Annotated in this window: 18 protein-coding genes; 5 read left to right on the forward strand and 13 right to left on the reverse strand. The window is 34.5% G+C overall.

All coding sequences use genetic code 11. The annotated features are described in order from the left end of the window. Nucleotides 1–9: 9 nt before the first annotated feature. From P164_RS01665 to P164_RS01675, 3 genes are all read right to left on the reverse strand, one after another. Nucleotides 10–453, reverse strand: coding sequence for a hypothetical protein (locus tag P164_RS01665; protein WP_028374750.1), 444 nt, complete (start codon nt 451–453; stop codon nt 10–12). Between the two features lie 85 nt (nt 454–538). Next, nucleotides 539–1,132: an RDD family protein gene (locus tag P164_RS01670; protein WP_051621123.1), complete on the reverse strand. Its 594-nt coding sequence runs from the start codon at nt 1,130–1,132 to the stop codon at nt 539–541. Between the two features lie 75 nt (nt 1,133–1,207). Further along, on the reverse strand, nt 1,208–2,203 hold the full coding sequence (locus P164_RS01675; RefSeq protein WP_051621126.1) for an alpha/beta fold hydrolase: 996 nt from the start codon (nt 2,201–2,203) through the stop codon (nt 1,208–1,210). A gap of 153 nt (nt 2,204–2,356) precedes the next feature. Here P164_RS01675 and P164_RS01680 point away from each other — a divergent pair, with 153 nt between their 5' ends. After that, nucleotides 2,357–3,277 carry a metallophosphoesterase family protein gene (locus tag P164_RS01680; RefSeq protein ID WP_028374752.1) on the forward strand — a complete coding sequence of 307 codons (921 nt, stop codon included), beginning with the start codon at nt 2,357–2,359 and terminating at the stop codon, nt 3,275–3,277. Between the two features lies 1 nt (nt 3,278). On the opposite strand, the gene P164_RS01685 is transcribed toward P164_RS01680, so the two are convergent. After that, nucleotides 3,279–3,740 (reverse strand): Lrp/AsnC family transcriptional regulator, encoded by a 462-nt coding sequence (locus tag P164_RS01685; RefSeq protein ID WP_028374753.1) that lies wholly within the window; start codon nt 3,738–3,740, stop codon nt 3,279–3,281. A 163-nt stretch (nt 3,741–3,903) separates the two neighbouring features. On the opposite strand from P164_RS01685, the gene P164_RS01690 reads away from it, so the two are divergent. The 3 genes from P164_RS01690 (at nt 3,904) to P164_RS01700 (ending at nt 7,232) form a co-directional block, all read left to right on the forward strand. Beyond that, nucleotides 3,904–4,866, forward strand: a complete 963-nt coding sequence (locus P164_RS01690) for an NAD-dependent epimerase/dehydratase family protein (protein WP_028374754.1) — start codon at nt 3,904–3,906, stop codon at nt 4,864–4,866. Between the two features lie 10 nt (nt 4,867–4,876). Continuing rightward, the gene (kbl, locus tag P164_RS01695; RefSeq protein WP_028374755.1) at nt 4,877–6,064 is read left to right on the forward strand and encodes a glycine C-acetyltransferase; all 1,188 of its coding nucleotides are present in this window, start codon (nt 4,877–4,879) and stop codon (nt 6,062–6,064) included. 211 nt (nt 6,065–6,275) lie between these two features. Beyond that, nucleotides 6,276–7,232, forward strand: a complete 957-nt coding sequence (locus tag P164_RS01700) for a family 43 glycosylhydrolase (RefSeq protein ID WP_234405809.1) — start codon at nt 6,276–6,278, stop codon at nt 7,230–7,232. A 79-nt stretch (nt 7,233–7,311) separates the two neighbouring features. Here P164_RS01700 and P164_RS01705 read toward each other — a convergent pair whose 3' ends face one another. The 8 genes from P164_RS01705 to P164_RS01740 form a co-directional block, all read right to left on the reverse strand. Next, complete coding sequence (locus P164_RS01705) at nt 7,312–8,499, reverse strand: DUF4861 family protein (RefSeq protein ID WP_035899287.1); 1,188 nt, start codon at nt 8,497–8,499, stop codon at nt 7,312–7,314. Nucleotides 8,500–8,642: 143 nt separating this feature from the next. Continuing rightward, the gene (locus P164_RS01710; RefSeq protein ID WP_028374758.1) at nt 8,643–8,975 is read right to left on the reverse strand and encodes an STAS domain-containing protein; all 333 of its coding nucleotides are present in this window, start codon (nt 8,973–8,975) and stop codon (nt 8,643–8,645) included. 194 nt (nt 8,976–9,169) lie between these two features. Beyond that, nucleotides 9,170–9,751 (reverse strand): hypothetical protein, encoded by a 582-nt coding sequence (locus P164_RS01715; RefSeq protein ID WP_125411733.1) that lies wholly within the window; start codon nt 9,749–9,751, stop codon nt 9,170–9,172. Nucleotides 9,752–9,759: 8 nt separating this feature from the next. After that, nucleotides 9,760–10,341 (reverse strand): hypothetical protein, encoded by a 582-nt coding sequence (locus tag P164_RS01720; protein ID WP_028374760.1) that lies wholly within the window; start codon nt 10,339–10,341, stop codon nt 9,760–9,762. Between the two features lie 2 nt (nt 10,342–10,343). Beyond that, on the reverse strand, nt 10,344–13,205 hold the full coding sequence (locus P164_RS01725) for a hypothetical protein (RefSeq protein WP_028374761.1): 2,862 nt from the start codon (nt 13,203–13,205) through the stop codon (nt 10,344–10,346). Between the two features lie 39 nt (nt 13,206–13,244). Next, nucleotides 13,245–14,036 carry a WxL protein host-binding domain-containing protein gene (locus P164_RS01730; RefSeq protein WP_028374762.1) on the reverse strand — a complete coding sequence of 264 codons (792 nt, stop codon included), beginning with the start codon at nt 14,034–14,036 and terminating at the stop codon, nt 13,245–13,247. Nucleotides 14,037–14,218: 182 nt separating this feature from the next. After that, nucleotides 14,219–14,863, reverse strand: coding sequence for a hypothetical protein (locus P164_RS01735; protein WP_028374763.1), 645 nt, complete (start codon nt 14,861–14,863; stop codon nt 14,219–14,221). Nucleotides 14,864–14,936: 73 nt separating this feature from the next. Next, nucleotides 14,937–15,260, reverse strand: a complete 324-nt coding sequence (locus P164_RS01740; RefSeq protein ID WP_028374764.1) for an STAS domain-containing protein — start codon at nt 15,258–15,260, stop codon at nt 14,937–14,939. 400 nt (nt 15,261–15,660) lie between these two features. Between P164_RS01740 and P164_RS01745 the strand changes: the two genes are divergently transcribed. Then, on the forward strand, nt 15,661–15,957 hold the full coding sequence (locus P164_RS01745) for an STAS domain-containing protein (RefSeq protein WP_028374765.1): 297 nt from the start codon (nt 15,661–15,663) through the stop codon (nt 15,955–15,957). 39 nt (nt 15,958–15,996) lie between these two features. On the opposite strand, the gene P164_RS01750 is transcribed toward P164_RS01745, so the two are convergent. Then, nucleotides 15,997–16,905 carry an AraC family transcriptional regulator gene (locus P164_RS01750; protein WP_028374766.1) on the reverse strand — a complete coding sequence of 303 codons (909 nt, stop codon included), beginning with the start codon at nt 16,903–16,905 and terminating at the stop codon, nt 15,997–15,999.

A 16,905-nucleotide genomic window follows, 5' to 3' on the forward strand; every position in this document is an offset into this window, starting at 1 on the left:
AATTTAGAGTTACTTGATCTCAACAATTTTTATTACCTGATCTCTAAAAGTAACTGTTTCTCCTACCTGTGCACCAGTTAATAATTCTCCTATGGGTGATGCCGTTGAAATGCAATACACATTACCTGTTGCAAGTTTTAATTCTCCAAAAGGAATCCCAATAAAATAACTGGCTTTATCTGTTAGAACTAAACTTCCGTCTCCTATAATAGTGTTAGGAGTAAGACTAATACGACTTAAAACTTCTTTTTGCTTTTCAGTTTGATCTATTTGTCCTTGCGTGCGCTCCATCTCCTGCTGAATCATTTCAACGCCGGTTTCATATTTATCACCTGCACTGCTTTTTCCGTCACTTTCTCGTGATTCTATAAGTCCTGCTTTGGTCTCACGCAGTTGTTCAAGACGTTTGTTTAAACGCTCTTTCAGTTCTTGTATAAGTTCTTTTTTTAACATTTGCAGATTTATTTAAAGGCGGCGAAATTAAGCTAAAAGCGTTCACATACACAGTTGTTTATTTTAATTTAAGAATAAAATTTACTTAATCTTTAATTACCTGTGTGTGTGATAGTTTGTCGTGAAAACCCTTTTTAAAAAGTAGAAAAGACAAACGATCAAAAGGGATAAGCCTGCATAAGGTAAGTATAAGTATCGCAAGCGCACCGGGTTTAGAACCATCAAGGTTTACTACTTTAGTTTTAGTAAAATACTTTCCCAGAGTTTTTTGAAAGAAATATTCAGATACGCCATAATAAACTAAAAACAATATAAAGACCATACCATAACCTATACTTAAGAGCAGTTCATTATTGGATGTGCTAAATACAGCATCCAAAATAAATGTGCCTGCAAGAATTAAAAGTATAAAAACCACAAAGTCTATGGTAAAATTTACAAACCGAACTCCAGAATTAGTGACATAAGACTGTATTTCCTGTACAGCTATATTTTGTTGTGCTGCTGCTTTAACTAAACTAGCCATTTGCATTTTAGAAACAGAACGTTTTGAGAGTTCGCGTTCTGCAGCTTTAACAGTATCCGGGTGGTGTTTATGAACTTCAACAGTAACAATTTTTACTAATTCTAAATCTGTATAGTTGCGAATGCTCGTATTTGCGATTTTTCCTGATGCCATTTTTAAATTTAGATAGTATTAGTGTTGTATTTCAATTCTTATAATGCAAAAATTCACCTCGTTAATCGTTTGTCACTAGTTCTTTAAAAAACTTTTTAAAGGAACTATAAATTTTTCAAAACGTTCTATATGGGGTAGGTGACCGGTATTTTCGATTTCTACTAACGTGCTGTTAGAGATTTTTTGTTGAGTAACTTTACCTAGCCTATCATACAATCCCATCGTTTTACGTATGTTTTCAGATACTAAAGGTTTGCCTAAAGCAGTACGGTCGCGGGTACCTATAATTAATAATGTAGGTACTTTAAGTTCAGAAAATTCATAGACAACAGGTTGTGTAAAAATCATATCATAGGTAAGTGCAGCGTTCCAGGCAATGGTTTTATATTCAGAATTGAGTGTCCACCCTGCTAATAAGTTCACCCACTCATCATAAGCAGGATCCCAATTCCCATCATAATAGCTTTCTAATTGATATTTTTTAATAGCCTTATAATCCTTTTTAAGTTCGTTCTCATACCACCATTCAACAGGTTTGTAGGGCACTTTTAATTTCCAGTCTTCAAGACCAATAGGATTTTCAAGAATCAATTTTTCAGTAATTTCAGGAAACATAAGCGCAAATCGTGTCGCGAGCATACCACCCATAGAATGTCCTAAAACTGCTGTATTAGATATACCTATAGCGTCTAGAACTGCTTTGGTATTTAACGCCAGTTGTTGAAAGGTATAGTGAAAATGGTCTGGTTTTGAAGATTTTCCAAATCCTATTTGATCAGGAACTACTACCCGGTAACCTTCGGCAGTTAATGCATCAATAGTAGTTTTCCAGTAGGCACCGTTAAAGTTTTTACCGTGCAGCAGCATTATATTTTTACCGTTATAATTGTTCGGTTTCACATCCATATAAGCCATTTCTAATTCTTGATTTTGAATCGAAATTGTTATGCTGCTTACTTCATAAGGATATTCGTAGTTATTAAGTTGCAGATCTAGAAGTTGTAATTGGCTTTCCTGGGCAAAAACTAAAGAAGCGAAAAGTATAAACAGAGAGAGAATTGTATTTTTCAAGGGCTGAAAATTTTAATTTATTGCGGTGGTTTACTATTCAAGATTACTAAAACTAAATGAGCTGCTCAATTCTTTAGTATTTCTTTATAGCCGTTAATACGCTTATTTTATAACGGAAAGAATCTCTAAATTGTGGCTTCAAAACTTTCTTTTATGAACTCATCTCACCTCAGCAGACGCAACTCACTGAAGCTTTTTGCCTTAACCGGAACAACAATTTTAGCAATGCCTAATCTGTTATTAAGTTGTGATAGCAAAAGAGATTTTAAAATCCGTTTTGGAATTTTGACAGACTCCCATTATGCAAATCGGGAACCGGTGGGAACTCGTTTTTATAAAGATTCTATTCCTAAAATGAGAGAAGCAATTGCAACTTTAAGCACTCAAAAATTAGATTTTCTGATTCATTTGGGTGATTTTAAAGATCAGGATGCAGGTGCAAAAACGGAAGATACACTTGGTTACCTTAAAAAGATAGAAGCTGTTTTTCAAGAGTTTGAAGGAGCAAACTATCACGCGCTGGGTAACCACGACGTTGACAGTATTACCAAAGAGCAGTTTCTAAAAAAAATTCTAAATACCGGCCAGCAAATTGCACAAAGCTATTATGCATATACGGCAAATGGAATGCAGTTTATTGTATTAGATGCAAATTATGATGCAGATGGAACTTCGCATCATTTTGCCGAAGGATCAGATTGGGAAAATGCTACTATTCCTAAAAAAGAGGTGGACTGGTTTGCAAATTTATTGGCAAACTCAGATTTGCCTACCGTTGTTTTTTGCCATCATCCCTTATATGAATATTATAAAGAGGGTTCAAAATTTCACGTGACTAATTACGCCGAAATTCAACAATTAATGGAGGCAAACGGAAACGTGATTGCGTGCTTTCACGGCCACGTACACGCTGAAGATTTAAAGGAGATCAATGGCATACACTACATTACCCAACTGGGTATGGTAGATTATGAAGGACTTGAAAATAATACTTTTAGTCTGGTAGAAATCACACCCAATCAATTGAAAATAGAAGGGTATAAGCGTGCATCAAATAAGCATATTACGCTTTGATTTAAAAATCTATAGCCGTGGTATTGTGTATTTCTTTCAGTACAAAATAACTTTCTAATACGCCTATATTCTGAATTTTTGAAAGTTTACTGCGCACAAACTCGTGGTACTCTTCAAGGCCTCCTAAATGAATTTTTAAGAAAAAATCTACTTTACCCGCCATATGGTAGCATTCCTGTACTTCAACAAGTTCTTTAATCTGGCGTTCAAACGTGTCTATAAAACCCTCATTGTGATAGCGAAGGGATACCATACAAATTGCTGTTACCGGCCTATTAAGCATTTTTTTATCTAAAATGGCTACATAGTTTTTTATATATCCCTTTTTCTCTAAGCGCCGTATTCGCTCGTATACAGGCGATGCCGTTAGGTGTAGTTGTTCTGCAATGTCTTTTGTTGTTTTCTTCGCATCTTCCTGTAGTATTCTTAAAATTTTCAAATCGGTTTCATCAAGTGTTTCCATAAAGAGAATTTTACTGTTTATAAGGATAGTAAAAGGATGAATTAGATTATACCTTGGTAACAATCCTATTTTAAAGATAAATTTACTTAATTTATAGGATTTAGCAGTTTATTATATGGTTTGGGTACTCTTTTTTCTAATTTTATATTGAAATAAAGTTGTTATGAAAGAGCCAAAAATATTAATTACCGGAGCCTTTGGTCAGTTGGGAACAGCACTTACTGATGCGCTAATATCTAAATACGGATCTGATGCTGTAGTAGCTACAGATCTTCATATACGAGAAGGATTTAGTTGCAAAACCTTAAAGCTTGATGCTACAGATATTCAAGCATTAGATGAAGTTGTAAGACAACAAAAAATCACTCAGATTTACCACCTTGCAGCAATATTATCTGCAAAAGGAGAAGAGAAACCTCTGCAAACATGGGATTTAAACAATTCTACTTTTTTTAATGTTCTTGAAGTAGCGCGTTTAAATGCTATTAAAAAGGTGTTTTTCCCAAGTTCAATAGCTGTTTTTGGTCCAGATGCTCGCAAAGAATACGTGTCTCACGATTTTGCGCTGCATCCTACAACTGTTTACGGTATAAGTAAAGTAGCCGGTGAGCATTGGGCACGTTATTACAATGCTAAATACGACTTAGATGTACGTTGCTTACGTTATCCCGGTCTAATAAGTTATCAATCCTTTCCCGGTGGAGGTACAACAGATTATGCAGTAGATATCTTTCATAAAGCAATTAATGGAGAAAATTTTGTAAGTTATCTTCAAGAAGATACGCAGTTACCTATGTTATATATGGATGATGCCATTGAAGCAACACTTCAATTAATGGAAGCACCTAAGGAAGCTATAAAAACAGTAGGTTATAACATTCAGGGAATTAGTTTTTCACCTAAAGAGCTTTTAGAAGCGATTCAAAAACACATTCCAGAATTTAAAGCCGCGTACAAACCAGATCATAGACAAGCAATTGCAGAAAGCTGGCCTATATCACTAGACGATCGTGCTGCACAGGCAGAGTGGGGTTGGAAACCAAAATACGATCTTGCAAAAATGACTCAGGAAATGCTGAAGCAACTTGAGTTAAAAAAAAATAACAGTCAGAAACAACACGCATAAAAATCACACTATGTTTACATCAGTAAGAGAAAATATACAGAACGAACTAGAAGAAATACGGGAAGCCGGTCTTTATAAAGAAGAACGCATAATAACTACACCTCAACGGGCTAAAATAAATACACAAAACGGATCTGAGGTTTTAAACTTTTGCGCAAACAATTATTTAGGTCTTTCTGCACATCCAGATATTATTGAGGCAGGAATTTCAGCGATTAAAACACATGGTTTTGGTCTTTCTTCTGTACGTTTTATTTGTGGAACTCAAGACATTCACAAAGAGTTAGAGCGTAAAACTGCTGAATTTTTAGGCACCGAAGATTGTATTTTATATGCTGCAGCTTTTGATGCTAACGGCGGTGTTTTTGAACCTATTTTAGGCAAAGAAGATGCGATTATTTCTGACGAGTTAAATCACGCCAGTATTATAGACGGCATACGTTTATGTAAAGCTGCCCGTCACCGATACAGTCATAACAATATGGACGCTCTGGAAGAAGAATTGAAAAAAGCTTCAGGAGCCCGAAGAAAGTTAATTGTTACAGACGGCGTATTTTCTATGGATGGTACAATTGCACAACTGGACAAAATTTGTGATCTGGCCGATAAATACGATGCTATGCTAATGGTAGATGATTGCCACGCCACCGGTTTTATAGGTGAGAACGGTAAAGGTAGTCACGAGTACAATAATGTGATGGGACGTGTTGATATCATTACTGGAACCTACGGTAAGGCCTTAGGTGGCGCTTCTGGTGGTTTTACTGCTGCCCGAAAAGAGATTGTAGATATGCTGCGTCAAAAATCGAGACCGTATCTATTTTCAAATACGCTGGCTCCCGCAATTGCAGGAGCATCTATAAAAGCTATAGATATGTTGAGCACTTCTGCAGATTTAATTGCAAAAGTTCAAAACAACGCAAAACGTTTTAGAAAAGAAATGACAGATGCAGGCTTTGATATTATACCGGGAGTGCATCCTATTGTTCCTATAATGCTGTACGATGCTAAGGTCGCTCAGGAATTTGCAGCAAAATTATTAGAAGAAGGTATTTATGTGATTGCATTTTTCTATCCGGTAGTGCCGCAAGAAAAAGCACGTATTCGAGTACAGTTATCTGCAGCTCATGAAGATGAGCATATCACAAAAGCAGTTGCAGCATTTACTAAAGTAGGTAAGCAGCTGGGAGTTATTTAAAATTAAAATTGCGTTTAATTCTAAAGTGCCTTGCGTTTATCGTAAGGCATTTTTTGTTTTACAAAGACTTGAATTGGGGAAAATTTAATTAAAATGTGAAATAAACACTTATATTTAAACTTTGCTAAATTTCACTAAAATGAAACTCTTTAAATTTTCCATTTGTTTTATAATGCTATTTACCGTTTTGTATTTACAAAGCTGTAAACCTGTGGCAAAACTGCGAGATAGCAGTAAAATAACCTATAATAATCCCATTGTACCCCAGCGTGCAGACCCGTGGGTGTATAAAGATACAGACGGGACTTATTATTTTATTGCTACCGTCCCTGAATATGATCGTATAGAACTACGCCAATCAAAATCACTTAATGGCTTAGGTACTGCGGAATCTAAAGTGATCTGGACAAAACATAACACTGGCATTATGGGAGCGCATATCTGGGCTCCAGAATTGCATAAAATTGACGGGAAATGGATTATTTATTTTGCAGCGGGAGATGTCGAAGATGTTTGGCATATACGTATGTATGCACTTTCAAATTCATCAGAAAACCCGTTGGAAGGAGAATGGGTTGAGGAAGGTCAAATTAAGACTGAAAGAGATTCATTTTCGCTAGATGCTACTACATTTGAACATAATGGAGAACGCTATTTAATATGGGCACAAAGTGTTCGGGAAGGAGAAAACACCTCCCTGGTACTGTCTAAAATGGAAACTCCTACACAACTTAAAGGGGAAGAATTAATTATATCAGATCCTGAATTTGACTGGGAGCGTGTAGGTTATAAGGTAAATGAAGGTCCCGCAGTGATCCAACGTAACGGTAAAATTTTTGTTACTTATTCTGCAAGTGCAACAGATAGTAATTATGCTATAGGTTTGCTCTGGGTAGATGAGCAAGCAGATTTAATGAATTTAGCAAACTGGCATAAATCTGAAACTCCTGTATTTTCAACAAATGAAGAAGTAAGAAGATATGGTCCCGGTCACAGTTCGTTTACTGTTGCTGAAGATGGTAAAACAGATGTATTAATTTATCATGCACGTGTTTATAAACAAATACGCGGAAACTCGCTACAAGACTTTAACAGGCACACACGAGCTCGTATTGTTAACTGGGATGAGAAGGGTTTTCCAGACTTTAGGCGATCTGAAACAGATTAATGAACACATTTTTAATCTTAAAAAAAAAAGCCTCAATTCTAATTTTGAAATGAGGCTTTTTTGTGGGTTTAGAATTGATTTATTTAGAAAAACTAACCTGTAATGGGTTTGATAATTTTTCTGAAGTTGTATTTAAAAAAGCAAGCCATTCCTGCTCATTTGCAAACTGGCCGCTTTTTTTCCAACCAAAACCTGCATAATAAATCACTTTATTATTCTCAACGTTTATATGCGCGTAGAGGTTACTTTCATCTTGCTTTGGTGTAAGATACTTTTCTGTAGCTTGAAGCCCTTGCGGAATAATTAGCGCCGAACCTAAATCAGAATCATCAATGTGTTCCCAGTAAGAAATCCATTTATTTTCTTCATTTACTGAAGTTTTCCCGGTGTTGGAGTGTAAGGTAAGGCCCGCAGAAACAGTATCTGCACCGGTAATTGTGATTTCAAACTTAGAAAAATTGCTTCCGTAGTCGAGAGATATTTTTTTCTGCTCGGTTATTTGGGTTCCATTAGCATCCCAATTTTCGTACTCGAGAATAAAACTGGTGCGTAAGGGTCCTGTCGCTAAAGTCTTCCACGTAGTGAAATTTTTAGAATAGTAATAAGTTGAATCTTTTTTTACAGCAATACCACCTATTCCTCGACTTGCACCTACGTGAAAATTATCTAAACCTTCGCCTGTATCTTCGTGATAGGTTCCCGCTCCCGAAGTCATTTTTTTATACCATTTATTAATTATAGGGTAATCAACTCGCTTAAGCCAGGCGTCTATTCCGCTTGACAATGTACCACCGGGTACATTATCTTCAACCATTTTTTGAGCCACGGGACCATAAGTTCTAAACGCCACTTTGTTATTTTCCCAGGCATAATCATCTGTACGCTCAGGTACAAAACGCGAATAAACAGCAGGGTTTTCTGTTTTTGCTTCAGATCTTTTTGAGATGCTTATAAGATTGTAAGTATTTGCACTTTTAGCAGCTATTTTAGGCTGAAAAATAACCACATCTGCTACGCCATCACCATCTTCATCAACTAACTGACTCGTTAAAGTATCTTTAGACTTTGGGTATATAACGGCTACGGTCGTTGCTGTGTCTTTAATATTAAACGCAGTTACCCGGTTGAGATCTACAGATACTGTTTCAAAAGAACGTTCTGTATTTAAAGTATTTGTAACCGTTACGTGTAAAGCAGAATTTTTAACCCCACAACTCGATAAAGCTAGCAGTGTGGTGCCAAGAAAGACAATTTTAGAATAGTGCATGGAACTGGATTAGAGTTATCAAAATTTTGAAATCCGAAGTTAGCGCACTTTTCTTTTCTATTAAAGCATTTGACTAAGAGATTAAATAAGAAGAAGTTTTAGCTATACCTATTCAAATATATAAAAGCTATGTTATTTCTTTTTTAGACTGCCTGATCCTTTTGTTTTCGGGATTTACAGCAGAAATTTTTTACAAATAATTCGTGAATTCCGGTTGCCTTTAGTGCACTTTGAAAAATGACAGAATTTAGACCTATTAAACATATTTCTTTATTTTTAGACTCCGCACTTTTCGCTATGAGATACAACATATAAATACCAGAGATGTCAATGAGATCTAATGTGCTAAGTCTAATATTTAAATGGTTATAGTCACATAGCGTATTCTCTATTTTATGTTGTATTTCAGAAACATTCTCGCTAGTAAGTTTTCCACTTAGAGTTATATCATTTTCAGTGGTTATAAAGTTAATCATGGTCTGTTATTTTTTGCCAAAGATTAATCTTATTTGAGTAGCAATTTTTGTTTTTAGATAGTTAGCGGTTAACTATAGTTTAATGGATGATAATATACTTTTAATAAAATAGATTTACATTTTTTATCTTCTAATGCGCACTTCATACATAGTATTCCGTAATATTAGAATACAATCTATTTTGATGATGTTATTTACAATAAACTTGCGACAACGGTATAATAAATATTAAAGTTAGAAACTCCTGCCTGTACAAGCGAACTTGCTTCTATTTTAAATTGAATGGGAATGTCTGTTCTACATCCTACAAATTCACAAACTTTAATTGCCTGAGAGGCATCATTAGGTATTGTAACATAATTACCTCCATTTGTAGCTGTCAAATTACGAGGTCCCAGGGGTTTAATAATTAAAATATCATAAATGCTAAATGAAGGAAACCGAAACCCGCTGTTTGTATAAGTTTTCGCCTTTACCGTTAGATTTTGGGGTGCATTCTGAGTATGCATAAAAACACTATATCTAAAAACATTATCGCTACAAAGCGTGGATGACGAGAGAATTAAAATAGGATTAAGTACAAAACTTATTTGATTTGCATCTATTGCGCTTTCAAAACCTATGCTGTTATCATCTATACCTGCTTCTTGTACGGTATCCTGAAATGACTGTATAAAGCTAGGCATACCATTTACATCTAAGGTACCATTTAAAAGCTGGGCTTGTAAACTAAACAATGAGCAAAAAGCTATTAAATGTGATAAATACCGTTTCATAAGCGTTATTATTTTATCTCAAAAACCATTTCAAAACCACTGGGTAATGAGAGCGCATTGGGATTGTTAATTTGATATCTAATTTGATATCCCGTGTTTTCGCCATCGCCCGTAAATCCATTTGCGAAGTCGTAAACCAGAACTTGCTCTGTCGTAGATAAACTTACTGGAGATAAATTAGGGTTAGCTGCAAACTGACCGTTTATAGATGCAGTGTTTATAACCTGAAGCGTAATGGTCATATTTGAAGGTATGGGCAAGTTTGTACTCGCATATATTCTTGCATTTTGAAAATTAGCACCCCTGTATGTAAAATTTAACCAAAAGTCACCGGTACTTGGAGATCCTATGCCCGTAAATGGTTTACCGGCTTCTGAAACTACTACAGTATTTCCTGCTGGTATAGCGTTCTCAGGTTCTAAATCAACAATATGTATAGGTTGTAAATCTAATACCGCTGAGACAACCTCTTGACCACCACCTAAAATAAAGACACTGATATTGTTTGCATTTATAGTTTCCTGCGCACATAATGTCTGCTGAAAAAACAGAATAAAAAATGTCATATTAAGTAGTAATAGCTTGCTCATCGTTAATTACTTATTATAAAGTTAGTAGTGTTAAACTTTATTTTTTGTTCTTTAGCTGTTAGATAAACGTGAATGTCTTCTTGCTTGCCGGAGCTGGCAGTTATTTTATAATCACTCATTTTCTCATAATCGTTCTCTTCTTTAAAACGTATGAGAGTAAGTGTATACGTGGCGGGCACAATATTTTTAAAAGTAAAACTGCCGCTTGCATCTGTTTCAATAAAATAGTTATAATCAGCTCCAGATAGTTTTACATATCCCTTATAACCAATAGTATCTTTCTTAGATATCAAATTAATTTTACCGGTTACCACAGCTGCTTTCACCAATTCTATAGATAAATCTGCTGTATTATCTGAGGTGACATTTACTTCAAAAGGCGCTTTTCTGGTACTTACAATATTTTCAGGAAGACTGCTGTCATCTATAAAAACATAATTTTTTCCAAGAGGTAAATTGTTTAGGCGAAATTCTCCTTGTTCATCTGAAGCTATACGCTGTCCTGTAGTTATTATTTTAATATTTTCTACCGAAATAGTGTCATCTTCAGAAAAAATAAATCCGTCAACACCACCTTGTTCCATTGTACGTTTTAATGGTGCGCCAAAGGAGTAGGTGTATTTTCCGAAGGCCAAAAGTTCACGGTTATTAATAGCTCCCGCATTCTCAAAATAATTAGCTCTAATTTCAAATAAATGATTTTTAGAGACGCGAACGGCAAGGTTTGCATTAATAAAGTCTCTCCTTAAATAACTGTCATCTGGACTAAAACCACTATTATAAGAACCGTTAAAGTTTATTACTTTATTAAGGTTATAATTTACACCCAGATTGTACCGTGTATAACTCGTACTAAGGCCAGAATTACCATATCTATTATTATAATTGTGATTTAATCCTACTCGTAGGGATAAGCCCGAAAATAACATATACGAGGCATTGGCATTATGAGCATACGAATCTCTATACCCATCAAAATTACTGAGTAGATTACGCGTTTTTGATACACGACCATTAAAATTGAAATTAAAACGCCCTCCTGAAAAGAGATATCTGTAGGTGATTCCTTTTTCTTTATAGAAGTATGATTTAGGCTCTAACTGGTCTTCACGTTGTCTTTGATCTGCACGCACATCTACAGAATGTTTTTGATTAAAGCGGTAACCTAAAAGTATAAAGGTATTTTCAAAGTAGGGTTCTGCTGCATAAAACAAGGGGTCAAGTCGTTGATTAACGCGAGAAACGGTATTACCAGCAGAAACATTCCATTTATTAAATTTATAAAATAGGTTATTTGAATACTGAAGACTGTTCCTAATCGAACCAAAATAATTTTCACCTGTAATTGTAAGCGTGCCGCTGTAGGTGAGGTTTTTATAGGTTTGTATCAAATTTAAATACCCGGCATAATCGGAATATAAATTTGTAAAACTTCCTGAAAATTCAGATTCTATAAACGTATTTTCGCTTTTATAATCTAATGATAAGGTAGCAATCTGGCCTTTTTCATTTTCATTTGCTTCTATCTTATTACTGGCGCCTCTTATGGTTCCGTTAGATGAGGTTAGCGATAAACCCATTTGAAGTTTTGAATTAAATGCATATTTAACCTGCGTTCCATAAAGCGGACTATCATTAAATGTGAATAAACGTGGGTTAGAATAAAAGGCAGTAAACGTCCAGTTTTTTACTCTTTGATCTACTCTAAAACCTAGCCCGAAACGGTTATCAAAGCCTAAACGATTTATGAAATAGGCGTGATCACCCAGATAAATTGTCGTTTTATCATCGTAATTATAAATAAGACTGTATTGATCTGTAACACCAAAACGTTTTAAGGTTTGTTGTTGTGGAGCTCTCAAAATAAAATTAAGATGGTGTTTTTTGTTTAGGTCTAAAAAGCCGTCACCAGATAGCTCACCAGAAATTGTAGAAAAATGAGTGTTAGGTGATGTATAGCTGTTATAATTAAAACTAGCCCGTATAGGAAACCTAAAAAAAGCATCTTTTTGTTCAATTTTACTTGGGAAAACAGTTGTATTTGAAAAGCTCTTTAAGGTTTCTTTTTTAGAATTAGTCACCTGTAAATAAGAGCCTAAAGTCATAACATAGTAATGCTTAGCATCTGTGTTTCTGGTAACTTCTACAGTTTGTGTGATAGATGGTTCTAGTGTTAACATAGTCTCACCTTCAATTTTTGCATTTGAAGATAATGCTACCTGCTGAGCCATATTGCCAATATTACGTACGCCAAATTTAGAAACTACACGTTCACCTGCCTTAACGTTTTGTGGACCTGAAATCAGGAAAACTTCCAGGTCATAATTTTCTGCTATTTGAATTGAAAAATCTTTACTTAGTGACCGGTTACCTGTCACCTCTGTTAATTTCAATTGAATTGTTACAGTACCTGGAGGGGTATTTCTAGGTATAAAGAAACTAACAAGCACCAGTTTAGAGTTACGGCTGTCTAGCTTTTCTATTTTACTGGATGAAATTAATTTCCAGTCTTTAGGCAGAATAGGTTCCAGATTAAAATTATTGATTTCGCCTTCGGCTAACTGTAATTCTAAAGCCAAAGTATGTTTTTGCCCGGGTACGTAAGCTTCCTTAGGGTTCTTAACGGTTATGTTTAAGGTTAAAGGTTTATTAGTTTTAGGCGGGTTTATTTTTTTGCTTTTTAAACTATCAGAGGCTATGTGTGCTTTTGTAGTCCACTCTGCTATGTTGCTATTAAAACGATTGTGATAGGGGTTTGAAGAAAGATCTGTAACGTCAAAATTATTAGAACTCGTATATACACCGGTAGCACCTAACAGGCACACCGGGACTATATAAATGAGTTTTAATAATTGAGTAAACATAATTTTATAAATTAGAAGTGCATTCGTTTTTATAGAATACTAGTTGATGTTGAGACTTATATTAGTGCCTATGTATTCCTTTCGGGAATCTGCTGTGAGAATGCATTGATAGGTTCCTTTCTTTAGGGTAGATATGTCGAGGTTATAATCTATACACATGCTAGGAAACACCATTAAACGTTTGGTTTTAGACTTTAAAATATTCTCCCCTTCTTCATCATAAACCTCTAGATTTAATTGTACACCTTCTACATATTTTGACTTGTTGAGCAGGTTTATTTTTAGAGAATTTTCATTTAGCTCATTTTTCTTGATATGCACATCTGTAAAATCAAGATCTACATTTGAAGCTTGATTTACGTGAGTTATTAGGCCTACGGCATATCTTATTTTGGTACTTAAATCTATTTGGCGTGTAAGATGTTCTTTCTTAACTGGTTTTGCTATTTCGATCATTAAAACAGACCAGAACGTGCCATTTATTGATTTGTCTTCAGGTATTTTAATTTGATATTTGTAAACAAATTTTTCTTTAGGTCCTATAAATTTATCCATTAGGTTTCCTTCAAACCAGGACTTAGAAGATTGTTCGTGAGTAATAGAATCGCTAAAGATTCTGTCATTTCCACAAGAGAAAATGGCGTCATTTAATTTAAACACAATTTGCTGCTCCTGGTCTGTAGTGTTCATTAGAACGAGTTCGCCCTGAATATACTCACCTGAGTTACCAGAGAAGGTATGTGTAAGACCATTTAATACAATTACACTGGCTTGACTTTTAAATAAAACCAGTAAAAAAAGGACGGTAGAATAGAATGTTGTTTTCATCATAAATAGTTATTTACTATAAATTTAAAGTTGAAAAAAACGCTTTATCGTTATTTTCGGTAGATGTATAATTGCCTTAGACCAGTGGAATATTTGAAACTGTGATAAGAATTTATATTCTTATGAATAGGGTAAAAAAAAAGCCCTTCACCTTCGTAAAGAGCTTTTTTATAAGCACTTATATTTTATAAGTCTGTTAGTGTGTATACAATAGTAGATTGATAACTACCTGCCTTAAAACTTGCAAAATTTCCATTCTGTTCTACAGTGTAGGTTAGTTTTACACCTTGATTATCATCACCGGTATAAACACTTTCAATACTATCTACCAGTAACGCATCTGTACCTACTGGTACCGTTTTTCCCAGGGCAACTCCTGTAGCAACCACAGTTCCTGCAGAATCTACTGTACCACCATCTGTTACAATTACAGGAGCATCAGGAGTGATTCTTAGATCTAGATTACCGGGAAACGTGCTGCCAGTTTCAAACCTTACGTTTATTTTCCGCGTTAAATCATAACCATTTGCATTAGAAGCTCCTGCCACAACACTGGTGTAGTTGAGGTACAGGTTTGTGTAACTCAATGCTTGAAAGTCGTATAAACCGGCTTCGGCATTTATACCAGATACTGTAGCATCAGACATATCAAATACAATGGCTGCAGCTTCTGTATTTGTGTTAGCATCAAAGATGTCTAACAAAGCAACTTCGGGAACATCAACATTGAGAATATGCGAAGCGATATTCGTATCATTGTTGTCTTGAGCGTTTACAAACTGAAAACCGGCTATAGCGGCACATACTAGGTAATTTTTTAAATTTTTCATGATAAAAGGATTTGAGGTTAACGTTTAGATATACTATAATTTTGATATTCTGTTTTAATGCAGTTTTTACGATTTAGGTATTCTTCCTTAAGGTCGACTTGCAAAAGCGCTCAACAAATAAATTACTTACTCCTGTTGCTTTTAATGCTTTTTTAAAGACTTCATTTTCTAAACCTATCAGGTTTAGTATTTTTTCATTTTCAGTAGCTAATTTTTTAATGAGATACAGCATAAATACACCTGAACTGTCTATAATTTCTATACCATTTATATTGATTGTGACATCTTTAAAGCGCATTAAAGCATATTCAATTTTCAATTGGATTTCAGATACGTTTTTACACGATAATTCTCCTGTAATTTTTATCTCGTGTTTAGAACTATCTAAGAAAAACATATAAGTGGGTTTTTGTTTCTCAAAGATTCTCAATCAAATTAGATATGTGTAAGAATTTTCGATAACTACCATTTATGTATAGACGAGCACCCTTTTTATATGTTCAAATTGAAATGTTATTTAACTAATGTTTGAATATTAGTGTTTTACGTAATAAAAAGGTTAAGATATTAAACAGTCTAAAAATGTTTTTTTTGTAAAGAAGAGCAGATGTTCGTATTTCTTTATCGTTAATTAATTTATTTTGACGATAGAAATGCGTAGTTGAAAGATACTTCTCAGGATTTTATCAAAAAAAAAGCGAAAAAGATTTTACTAAAAATATTTTTACCAGGAAGTGTTTGATGAGTATTGATTTGCAATAGCTTATAGATTGTGATATTAATTCAAAGTTGAAGCCATGACGTTAAAAGTAGAAATAGATAGTTCCATAATCAAACTGAATGGGGTATTCGCTGTAGAATCGATTCAATTAATAGAGGAAATGTTAAAAGCTTATTTAAAGACGAATACGCGTTTAATTATAGATTTATCAAGCCTTAGTAGAATAGATGTAGAATGTGTGTTTTTCCTCGAAAAATTTATTAAAAAGCAGGATAAAAAAAACAAATCTATTACGATACGTCGTGTAAAGAATAATAGAATTCTTAAGGCATTTAAAGTCTTAAAGTTAGAAACACTTTTTGAGGATTACTAAATCTGTGTATTGCGTTTTTGTATTACATTGCTACCCAAACTAAGCCTTAGTCCTTTCTGTTTTATACTCTTTTCTATAAGTAGATGGCGGCATACCCATAAGTTTCTTGAAAGCTTTTGAATAGTAATAGGCATCCTCATAACCTATTTTAGCGCAAATTTCCTTTATACTCAAATCTGTGAAATACAAATATTGACATGATTTCTGAATCTTTAGTTTATTAAAATATTGAATAGGGGAGTTGCCCGTTTTTAATTTAAAAAGCTCAGAAAAACGTGAAACCGATAAATTTTGCTGGGTTGCAATATCTTCCACTTTAAAGGTTTTACTTAAATTATTGTTTAAATATTCAATAGACTTTGAGATTGCATCCGTTTTTTCTGCAGTTGATATATCAACTTTACTGTAAATCATATTTACCAGTAAATTGTATAAGCTTAAGTTAGCAAGTTCCAGGTCCTGCATCTCATAACCAGACTCCAAGATGCCCATAATTTTTATAAATTCCTTTCGCCGGGTTTCACTGCGCGCAATAGCACGTACGCTTTCAACAGGAGCAGCAATGTAACGGTCGTATAAAAGATCTGCTTTGTTTCCAACAAAATGAGACCAGTAAATCGTCCATGGATTTTGAGTCGAACTTTGGTAATGATGGCTCACATGTGGCGGAATGATTATATAGGTATTGGGTTTGAGATCATATTTGTTTTCACCTAGTGTGATTTGTCCATTTCCTTCAGTACAATAAAGAAGTATGTATTCTTTACTCCCTAATCTACGTTTTCGATCATGATAAATCGCATGAGGATAATGACCGAGTGCTGTTGTATAAAAGTCTTGTATGAGAGGGTTTTGTGTTATTTCGTATTGCACATTAGGAGGTAGGGTAATCATACGCTGTCCCACAAAGCCATCTTTCACCTTTTTATATTTCGGTATATATTCCAT

The organism is Leeuwenhoekiella sp. MAR_2009_132, from assembly GCF_000687915.1.
Lineage (GTDB): Bacteria > Bacteroidota > Bacteroidia > Flavobacteriales > Flavobacteriaceae > Leeuwenhoekiella.

Bases quoted from the DNA above. Each gene is read 5' to 3' on its own strand.
- P164_RS01665 (WP_028374750.1), bottom strand. From the start codon at position 453: ATGTTAAAAAAAGAACTTATACAAGAACTGAAAGAGCGTTTAAACAAA.
- P164_RS01670 (WP_051621123.1), bottom strand. From the start codon at position 1,132: ATGGCATCAGGAAAAATCGCAAATACGAGCATTCGCAACTATACAGAT.
- P164_RS01680 (WP_028374752.1), top strand. From the start codon at position 2,357: ATGAACTCATCTCACCTCAGCAGACGCAACTCACTGAAGCTTTTTGCC.
- P164_RS01685 (WP_028374753.1), bottom strand. From the start codon at position 3,740: ATGGAAACACTTGATGAAACCGATTTGAAAATTTTAAGAATACTACAG.
- P164_RS01690 (WP_028374754.1), top strand. From the start codon at position 3,904: ATGAAAGAGCCAAAAATATTAATTACCGGAGCCTTTGGTCAGTTGGGA.
- kbl (WP_028374755.1), top strand. From the start codon at position 4,877: ATGTTTACATCAGTAAGAGAAAATATACAGAACGAACTAGAAGAAATA.
- P164_RS01705 (WP_035899287.1), bottom strand. From the start codon at position 8,499: ATGCACTATTCTAAAATTGTCTTTCTTGGCACCACACTGCTAGCTTTA.
- P164_RS01710 (WP_028374758.1), bottom strand. From the start codon at position 8,975: ATGATTAACTTTATAACCACTGAAAATGATATAACTCTAAGTGGAAAA.
- P164_RS01715 (WP_125411733.1), bottom strand. From the start codon at position 9,751: ATGAAACGGTATTTATCACATTTAATAGCTTTTTGCTCATTGTTTAGT.
- P164_RS01720 (WP_028374760.1), bottom strand. From the start codon at position 10,341: ATGAGCAAGCTATTACTACTTAATATGACATTTTTTATTCTGTTTTTT.
- P164_RS01725 (WP_028374761.1), bottom strand. From the start codon at position 13,205: ATGTTTACTCAATTATTAAAACTCATTTATATAGTCCCGGTGTGCCTG.
- P164_RS01730 (WP_028374762.1), bottom strand. From the start codon at position 14,036: ATGATGAAAACAACATTCTATTCTACCGTCCTTTTTTTACTGGTTTTA.
- P164_RS01735 (WP_028374763.1), bottom strand. From the start codon at position 14,863: ATGAAAAATTTAAAAAATTACCTAGTATGTGCCGCTATAGCCGGTTTT.
- P164_RS01740 (WP_028374764.1), bottom strand. From the start codon at position 15,260: ATGTTTTTCTTAGATAGTTCTAAACACGAGATAAAAATTACAGGAGAA.
- P164_RS01745 (WP_028374765.1), top strand. From the start codon at position 15,661: ATGACGTTAAAAGTAGAAATAGATAGTTCCATAATCAAACTGAATGGG.
- P164_RS01750 (WP_028374766.1), bottom strand. From the start codon at position 16,905: ATGGAATATATACCGAAATATAAAAAGGTGAAAGATGGCTTTGTGGGA.